Below are 8,063 nucleotides of genomic sequence, written 5' to 3'. Positions count from 1 at the left end.
ACGCTCGCCACCGACGGTGGGTTCGCATTCTGGTTCAGCGGCGGGAATACGACTCGGGGACCGCCCGCCTTGGCATTGACATCGACGGGCGCCTCCTCGCGAGGCACGATCTTCTCGGTGCCGTCACCGGTGACCATGCGGTCCGGCACCTTGGCTGCGGAGTCCGTCGGTGCCGGCACGATTTTGGTCGGCGTGTTGTCGGCCTTGATGATCGGCGGTTCGCCGCTGCGGGGCGAGCCGATATAGGTCTTGTAGGCGAAGGCCGCACCGGTGCCGACCACGGCAAGCGCCAGGATCGCCGCGACCGTCATCATGCCGCCGCGCTGCTTCTTCGGCTCGTCGAGTTCGTCCTCGGGGTAGTCGCTTTGGTAGGCGTAAGGATCATCCGGATAGGCCGGCTCGCGCTGATAGTCCTGCGCGCCTGTCTCCAGCCGGCCGTAGAGCGCATCGTCGTAGCGCGACGGATCGGGCTGCGCGTACGGCTCCTGATAGGCCTGCTCCTGGTAGGCCTGACCGTGCTGCTGGTAGGCCTGATCCTGATCGGCCTGATCTTGATACCCGTGATCCTGATAGGCCTGCGGCCGATAAACATCAGGCTCGGGCACGGCGGGGTTGGCCGGATAGCGATGCAACGGATGAACCGGGGCTACGGAGACGGGATAATTGGGTTCCGGCGCCGGTGCCGGCTGCGGCTGCACGTTGGCGCGGCGCATCCATGAGGGCGGCCCCGGCGGCGGGGCCCGCTCGGCATAGTCCTGCTGATCATCGTCCCGGCGATAATCGTCTTCATGATAGCTCTGGGCGGGCGTCGCCGGCGGACGCGCAGCCGGTCGCCCCTGTGCTGCAAACGGATCGGTCTGTCCGATCAGACGGGCGAGCTCGGCCAAGGGATCACTTTCCCCCTTCCCATGCTGATCGCCACCGCGACCAAAGTCATCGGAGGGAAACGGTCTGTCCTGATATCGTTCGGCCATCGTGATGATGCGTCCCTTCGGGAAAGCCGCGCGCCCCTCGACCAAGGCACGGCCTTCGACCCACAAGGCTTTCAACCAAATCTAAGCGATCCGGCTTCTGCCGGTTACCCCCCAATACCCTTAGGCAGTTCGCCCCAAACTACCGCATCTCGTCCGGGGCATGGACGCCGAGGATGGCGAGGCCCGATGCCAGGACCGAGACAACGCCCTGGACCATCGCCAGCCGCGCCTTTGTAAGATCTGCATCATTATTGATAATGAAGCGTAAATAGGGCAAATCACGCCCCTTCGTCCAAAGTGCATGAAATTCGCTGGCTAAGTCATAGAGATAAAAGGCAATTCGGTGCGGCTCGTGGGCCGTGGCGGCGGCCTCGACCATGCGCGGATATATTGCGAGGCGCTTGAGAAGATCGAGCTCGACCGGGTCCGACAGCCGCTCGACCGCCGACTCACCGAGCCAGGCGATCCGCTTGCCGGTATCCTCAGGCAGTTCCGGGAACACTTCGGCCCGTGCATTGCGGAAGATCGAGTGGCCTCGCGCGTGACCGTATTGGACGTAGAACACCGGGTTGTCGCGCGACTGTTCCATGACCTTGGCAAGGTCGAAGTCGAGCACCGCGTCGTTCTTGCGGTAGAGCATCATGAAGCGGACGGCGTCCTGGCCGACCTCATCCACCACTTCACGCAGGGTGACGAAGTCCCCGCTCCGCTTGGACATTTTCACCGGCTCGCCGTTGCGCAAGAGCTTCACGAGCTGCACGATCTTGACGTCGAGCGATCCCTTGCCGGATGTCGTCGCCTTCACTGCCGCCTGCATGCGCTTGATGTAGCCGCCATGATCGGCGCCCCAGACGTCGATCATCTCGGCGAAGCCGCGGTCGAACTTGTTCTTGTGATAGGCGATGTCGGAGGCGAAGTAGGTATAGGAATTGTCCGACTTGATCAGCGGACGATCGACGTCGTCGCCGTAAGCCGTGGCCTTGAACAGCAGTTGCTCGCGGTCTTCCCAATCCTCGACCGGCGCGCCCTTCGGCGGCGGCAAACGGCCTTCATAGATGTCGCCCTTGGCGCGCAGGAAATCGATGGTCTCGGCGACCTTGTTGTTGCCCCCCTCGATCAGCGAGCGCTCGGAGAAGAACACGTCGTGGCGGATGTTGAGGGCGGCGAGATCGTCCTTGATCTCGTCCAACATCATCGCGATCGCCTTGGCGCGCACCGTCGGCAGCCATTGCGCCTCGGTCATCGCGAGAAGCTTGTCGCCATGCTCCTTCGCGAGCGCCGCACCGACCGGCTTCAGATAGTCACCGGGATAGAGGCCCTCCGGGATCGCACCGATGTTCTCGCCGAGCGCTTCGCGATACCTTAGAAAGGCCGAGCGCGCGAGCACGTCGACCTGTGCGCCCGCGTCATTGATGTAGTATTCGCGGGTGACGTCGTGGCCGGCGAACTGGAGCAGGCCCGCCAGCGCGTCGCCGAACACGGCACCGCGGCAATGCCCGACATGCATTGGCCCGGTTGGATTGGCCGAGACGTACTCGACATTGACCTTGGAGCCGCCGCGCAGGCGGCCATAATCGGCGCCCTCGCGCAACACGGTCCGCAGCGCCTCGGCCCAGGCGGCTGGCTTCAGTGTCAGGTTGATGAAGCCGGGACCGGCGACGTCGACCTTGGCGATCAGCGCGTCGGCGCGAAGCCGCTCGGCGATCTGCTCGGCGAGCTCGCGGGGCTTTGCCCTTGCCTCTTTCGCAAGCACCATGGCGGCGTTGGTCGCCATGTCACCATGGGAGGCATCGCGCGGCGGCTCGACCACCACGCGCGAGAAATCGACGCCCTCGGGCCATTTGGCTTCCACCGCGAGCGCGCGGCAGGCAGCATGTACGCGTGCGAGCACGTCGGCGAACAGATGCAGGGATGAGGATGTGTCGGGCATGGCCGCCGCCTAACGCAAATCCGGGGTCGAGTCAAAAAGCCGCTGGTGCTCGGTCAGGGCGAAACGATCCGTCATTCCGGCAATGAAATTGCCGATCCGGCGCGCCCGGTCGCCTTCATTGTCCGCCTCCGCCCCCAGCAGCCATTCCGGCGGCAGCTCGCCGGGGGATTTCCGGTATTTTGCGAACAGGTCGAACAGGATCTGCTCCGCCTCCCCCATCACCCGCATCACCCGCTTGTGGCGGTACATGTGCTGGTACAGGAAGGTCTTGATGGCGGCCTCTTCCTCCGCGACTTCGGCGGGGAACGCGATCAGCGCCCGGCTCTGCTGGCGCACATCCTGGGCCGATTGCGGCTTGGTGGCCGCGAGGTTCTTCTGTGCCTCTGCAAATACCGCACCGATCAGGTGCGAGATCAGCTCGCGCACCAGTTCGGCGCCGCGGCGGACGTCTTCGAGGTCGGGATAGTGCGCAGTGATTCCGGCGATGATCTCCGCGGTCAGCGGCATCACCTTGAGATCGTCGAGGTGGAACAGGCCGGCGCGCAGGCCGTCGTCGATGTCGTGGGCGTCATAGGCGATGTCGTCGGCGAGCGCGGCGACCTGTGCCTCCAGTGAGGCGAAGCTCCATAGTTCGAGGTCATAGGTCTTGATGTAGTCGGCGATGCCGACGGGAATGCCGTGCTCGCGATAGCGCCCGACCGGCGCGCCGCTGCGGTCGGTCAGCGGGCCGTTGTGCTTGACGATGCCCTCCAGCGATTCCCAGGTCAGGTTGAGCCCGTCAAACTCGGGATAGCGGTGCTCGAGCGAAGCGACGACGCGGAGCGTCTGGGCATTGTGGTCGAAGCCGCCGAATTCCGTCAGGCAGGCGTCCAACGCCCGCTCGCCGGCATGCCCGAACGGCGGATGACCGAGATCGTGGGCGAGCGCCAATGTCTCGGTGAGGTCCTCGTCCAGCCCGAGCTGCCGGGCCAGCGCCCGGGCGATCTGCGCCACCTCCAGCGAATGGGTCAGCCGGGTGCGATAGTGGTCCCCCTCATGGAACACGAACACCTGGGTCTTGTACTTCAGCCGACGAAACGCGGTGGAATGGATCACCCGGTCGCAATCCCGCCGGAACGGGCTGCGAGTCCGGCTCGGGGGTTCGGCGACCAGCCGGCCGCGGCTGCGATCGGGGTCGCAGGCATAGGGCGCGCGAGGGGCTGCCATTCCGACGGACACGGCGAATTTAGTCCCTATCCATTTGATTCTGCGTATGGTGGCACTTAACTATGCTTGGCGCGGGATACCAAATGAATTGGGCAAGACCCCTGTGTGACTGCGGGACGATCGGAGACCAGTGATGACGACTGCCGTGACCATCAGCGACCGGGCCGCACGCCGGATTGGGGAGATCCTCAAGGGCGAAGGCTCCGGCGCGATGCTGCGCATCTCCGTCGAGGGCGGCGGCTGCTCGGGTTTCCAGTACAAGTTCGACATCGACCGTGCGCGAACCGACGACGATCTCGTGATCGAGCAGGACAACGCGGTGGTGCTGGTCGATTCCGCCTCCCAGCCGTTCCTGGCGGGATCGCAGGTCGACTTCGTCGACGATCTGATCGGAGCCTCGTTCCGCGTCAACAATCCCAATGCGACCGCGTCCTGCGGCTGCGGGACCAGCTTCTCGGTCTGACGCGCTTACGCGCCCGTTATCTGCCTTTCCTCGTCCGTCCACGCGACATCGACCGGCATCAGCTCCGGCTGGAGCGGCGCGTCCTCCGACATGGTGTGCCCGTCGAGCGCGCGCAGGAGTGCCGCGACCAGCGGCGGCTTTCGCAGCGGCTTGGCGAGGAAGTCCGACATGCCGGCCTCGCGGCAGATCCTGACGTCCTCGGGGAAGGCGTTGGCGGTGAGCGCGACGATCGGCAGGGCTGCGAAGCGCCCGCCTTGTGCGCGGATCGCGCGGGTGGCGGCAAGTCCGTCCATATCGGGCATGCGCACGTCCATCAGTACGACATCATAATTGCCCTCGGAGGCCGCAGCGACGGCCTCGGCGCCGTCGGCGACGACGCGCAGCTCGACGTCGAAGGATCCCAGCATCTTGCTCACGACCATGCGGTTGACCGCATCGTCCTCCGCGACCAGCACCCTCAGCGGCCGATCGAGGCCGGCGATGCGGGCTTTCAGCTCCTCTGCCTCGTCGCGCTCGGCCGTGGCATCGGACGCCTGCGCCTGGCTCCAGGGCAGCACCAGCGTGAAGCGGAAGGTCGAGCCTTCGCCCGGCGTCGAGGTGACGCCGATGGTGCCGCCCATCTGCTCGACGATGCGCCGTGAGATCGCAAGGCCGAGGCCAGTGCCGCCGAAGCGGCGGCTGATCGAGGCATCGGCCTGGGCGAAGTCGCTGAACAGCAGGCCGAGCTTTTCCGGCGCGATGCCGATGCCGCTGTCGGTCACCGTCCATTCGACGGTCGCCAGCAGATCGCGTCGCGCCCGGCAGGTGGCCGAAATCGTCACCTCGCCTTCATCGGTGAACTTCACCGCATTGGACGCGAGGTTGAGCAGCACCTGGCGGATGCGTGCGACGTCGCCGCGCAGCGTCGGCGGCAGGTTCGGATCGAGCTCGACCTTGACCGTCAGCCCCATGTTCTTGGCGCTCGCGCGAACAACGGTCGCGACAGCCTCGACCAACGCCTGCGGGGCGAAGTCGATCACCTCGAAGGTGAAGCGCCCGGCTTCGAGCTTGGACAGGTCGAGAATGTCGTTGAGGATCCGCTGGAGATTGTCGCCGGACTCACGGATCGTGGTGACGGCTTCGCGCTGTTCCGGATCGAGCTCGGTTTCGAGCAGCATGCTGGCAAGCCCGAGCACGCCGTTCATCGGCGTGCGGATCTCGTGGCTCATCACCGCCAGGAAGTCGGACTTGGCGCGGCTCTCGGCCTCGGCCTTTTCCGCGCGCCAACGCTCGGTCACGTCGCGCCCGAAGCCGCGATAGCCGAGGAACTGTCCCTCGCGATCATAGGCCGGCTTCGCCGTCAGCGACCACAGCCGCGCCTCGCCGCCGGCAACGACCTTGAGATTCATCTCGTGCAACGGCTCGTTCTGCTCCATCAAGCCGACAACGTCGTAGGCTGCGCTCTTGTCCTCCGGGCAGAGCATGTCGAGCACGTCGGCGAAATACGATCCCTTCAATAGCGGAAGCGGCAGTTGCGCGACGTCCGCGAAGCGTTGCGGCACGTCGATCAGATGCCCATCGGCGTCGGTCTGCCACAGCCAGTCACTGGCGTTCTCCTGAAAGTCCTTCAGCAGCAGCGAGATAATCTCGGTCTGGCGCTCGAGCTCGAGCCGCGCCTTGAGATTGCCGAGGAACAGATTGCCCTGCGAGACGATATTGCGCGCCATGAAGAATGCGAACAGCAGCAGGAACACCGAGGTCACCAGATACGTCCCGGTGCCGCATAGCAGCAGCGCCCCGGCGCAGGCGACGGTCATGGTGGCGAGATAGACGAGGCCGGCACGCGGAAACGCCGAGAGCGTGAAGGCGCCGCCCGACATCATCCCGACCATCAGGCAGGCCAGGATGAGCTGGCTGGTCGGCTCGGTGCGGCTGAACAGGGCGAGCGGCAGCGCGCCCCAGATCGCGGCGAGGAAGAATGCCTGCCGCAGCATCTGCCGCGCCGCGCGCGGCGAAGCCTCCTGCGGCGGGTTCTGATGCGACCGCTGCCAGGAGCGCACCGCGAGCGAGGCGGTGACGGCAAGCGTCAGACCCCAGATCGCGAGGAAGTCGTTCCAGCCCCTGCCCCAGAACAGGATCAGCACGATGGCAACGTTCAGCATCGTGACCGCCATCGTCACCGGGATCAGCCGGGTCACCGCGTCGATCTGCTTGGCGCGGATGCGACTGATCTCGCGCTCGCTGAGATCGGCAGTCAGGCCGTCCTCGATCTCGAAGCCGCCGAGCCAATACAAGAACGCACCGATCAGGCCGTCACGCGGCTCAGTTCGCTTCATCGACTTGTCCGGCCATCCCATCCGCGGAACCTTTTGACCATCAATGGCCCGCCGCCTGCTTAGGCCGGGTTAATTTTGTGGGAGATTTTGCGGCCTCCTTGACGGGCGCGTTTGCAGTTTGTTCTAACCATGGCCCCCGCGTGGAGCTGTCGATATGTCCATCAGAGTAGCCACCTGGAACGTGAACTCGGTCCGGCAGCGGATTGATCTCCTTCTGACCTGGTTGAAGGAGTGCCAGCCCGACATCGTCTGCCTCCAGGAGATCAAATGCGTCGACGAGGCCTTTCCGCGGCTGGAGATCGAGGCGCTGGGCTACAACGTCGTCACCCATGGGCAGAAGACGTTCAACGGCGTCGCTCTGCTCTCGAAGCTCAGGTTCGACGAGACCAAGTCCGGGCTCGCCGGCGACGACGAGGATAGCCATGCCCGCTTCCTCGAGGGCGTGGTCACGCTCAAGCGCGGGGTGCTGCGCATCGCCTGCCTTTACCTGCCCAATGGCAACCCGGTCGGGACCGACAAATATCCCTACAAGCTCAAATGGATGTCCAGGCTTCTCGAGTATTCGAAGGAGCGCCTCAAGGCTGAGGAGCCGCTGATTCTCGCGGGCGACTTCAACGTCATCCCGCATGCCCGCGACGTGCACAATCCGGCCGCCTGGACCGAGGACGCCCTGTTCAAGACGGAGACGCGCGAGAGCTTCCAGTCCCTGCTCGGCCTCGGCCTGACCGACGCCTTGCGCGCCGTCACCGACGAGCCCGGGCTTTACACCTTCTGGGACTACCAGGCCGGGGCCTGGCAGAAGAACCAGGGCCTGCGGATCGACCATCTGCTGCTGTCGCCACAGGCCAGCGACCGGCTCGCCAATGTCGGCATAGACAGCTACGTGCGCGGCTGGGAGAAGCCGTCGGACCACGTGCCGGTGTGGGCGGATCTGGATCTGGAGGCGGCGTGAGCCATCAGCGCCGTCATTCCGGGGCGGCTCGAAGCATCGCCCCCGAACGACTGCGCGGAGTGATTACTCCCTACGGCCCTGCACCCATTGCTCCAGCATTTGCAGGCACATGGCGCGGTCGTCGTCGGAGGCCTTGGCGAAGGCGCGGTTGTAGCTTTCCTTGATCCAGATCTCCTCGGCACCGGCGCTGTCGCGCGCCAAGGTCAGCCACATCAGGCCGCGC

5 protein-coding genes and 2 pseudogenes are annotated in these 8,063 nt (G+C 65.1%); 2 read left to right on the top strand and 5 right to left on the bottom strand.

Annotated features, from left to right (window positions below; translation table 11 throughout):
* From IC50_RS07550 to IC50_RS07540, 3 genes and pseudogenes are all read right to left on the bottom strand, one after another.
* Positions 1-974, bottom strand: a pseudogene (locus IC50_RS07550) (SPOR domain-containing protein); the annotation flags it as partial.
* Positions 975-1,113: 139 nt separating this feature from the next.
* Entirely contained in the window at positions 1,114-2,904 is a 1,791-nt protein-coding gene (gene argS / locus IC50_RS07545) for an arginine--tRNA ligase (protein WP_035702536.1), read from the bottom strand.
* Between the two features lie 9 nt (positions 2,905-2,913).
* Positions 2,914-4,110: a deoxyguanosinetriphosphate triphosphohydrolase gene (locus IC50_RS07540; protein ID WP_035702533.1), complete on the bottom strand. Its 1,197-nt coding sequence runs from the start codon at positions 4,108-4,110 to the stop codon at positions 2,914-2,916.
* A gap of 133 nt (positions 4,111-4,243) precedes the next feature.
* Between IC50_RS07540 and erpA the strand changes: the two genes are divergently transcribed.
* A complete protein-coding gene (gene erpA / locus IC50_RS07535; protein ID WP_024342679.1) occupies positions 4,244-4,573 on the top strand; it encodes an iron-sulfur cluster insertion protein ErpA in 330 nt (109 codons plus the stop codon).
* A gap of 5 nt (positions 4,574-4,578) precedes the next feature.
* Here the strand turns inward: erpA and IC50_RS07530 are convergent, their stop codons facing one another.
* Positions 4,579-6,909, bottom strand: coding sequence for an ATP-binding protein (locus IC50_RS07530; RefSeq protein WP_035702530.1), 2,331 nt, complete (start codon positions 6,907-6,909; stop codon positions 4,579-4,581).
* Positions 6,910-7,042: 133 nt separating this feature from the next.
* Between IC50_RS07530 and xth the strand changes: the two genes are divergently transcribed.
* Positions 7,043-7,840 (top strand): exodeoxyribonuclease III, encoded by a 798-nt coding sequence (gene xth / locus IC50_RS07525; RefSeq protein ID WP_035702527.1) that lies wholly within the window; start codon positions 7,043-7,045, stop codon positions 7,838-7,840.
* 63 nt (positions 7,841-7,903) lie between these two features.
* Here the strand turns inward: xth and IC50_RS43005 are convergent.
* Positions 7,904-8,063: pseudogene (locus IC50_RS43005) on the bottom strand (sel1 repeat family protein); the annotation flags it as partial.

The organism is Bradyrhizobium genomosp. I (2014), from assembly GCF_000261685.1.
Taxonomy (GTDB): Bacteria; Pseudomonadota; Alphaproteobacteria; order Rhizobiales; family Xanthobacteraceae; genus Bradyrhizobium.
This window is presented reverse-complemented; position numbering and strand designations above follow the sequence as displayed.

Coding starts and splice junctions, on each gene's coding strand:
- argS (WP_035702536.1), bottom strand. CDS start 2,904: ATGCCCGACACATCCTCATCCCTGCATCTGTTCGCCGACGTGCTCGCA.
- IC50_RS07540 (WP_035702533.1), bottom strand. CDS start 4,110: ATGGCAGCCCCTCGCGCGCCCTATGCCTGCGACCCCGATCGCAGCCGC.
- erpA (WP_024342679.1), top strand. CDS start 4,244: ATGACGACTGCCGTGACCATCAGCGACCGGGCCGCACGCCGGATTGGG.
- IC50_RS07530 (WP_035702530.1), bottom strand. CDS start 6,909: ATGGGATGGCCGGACAAGTCGATGAAGCGAACTGAGCCGCGTGACGGC.
- xth (WP_035702527.1), top strand. CDS start 7,043: ATGTCCATCAGAGTAGCCACCTGGAACGTGAACTCGGTCCGGCAGCGG.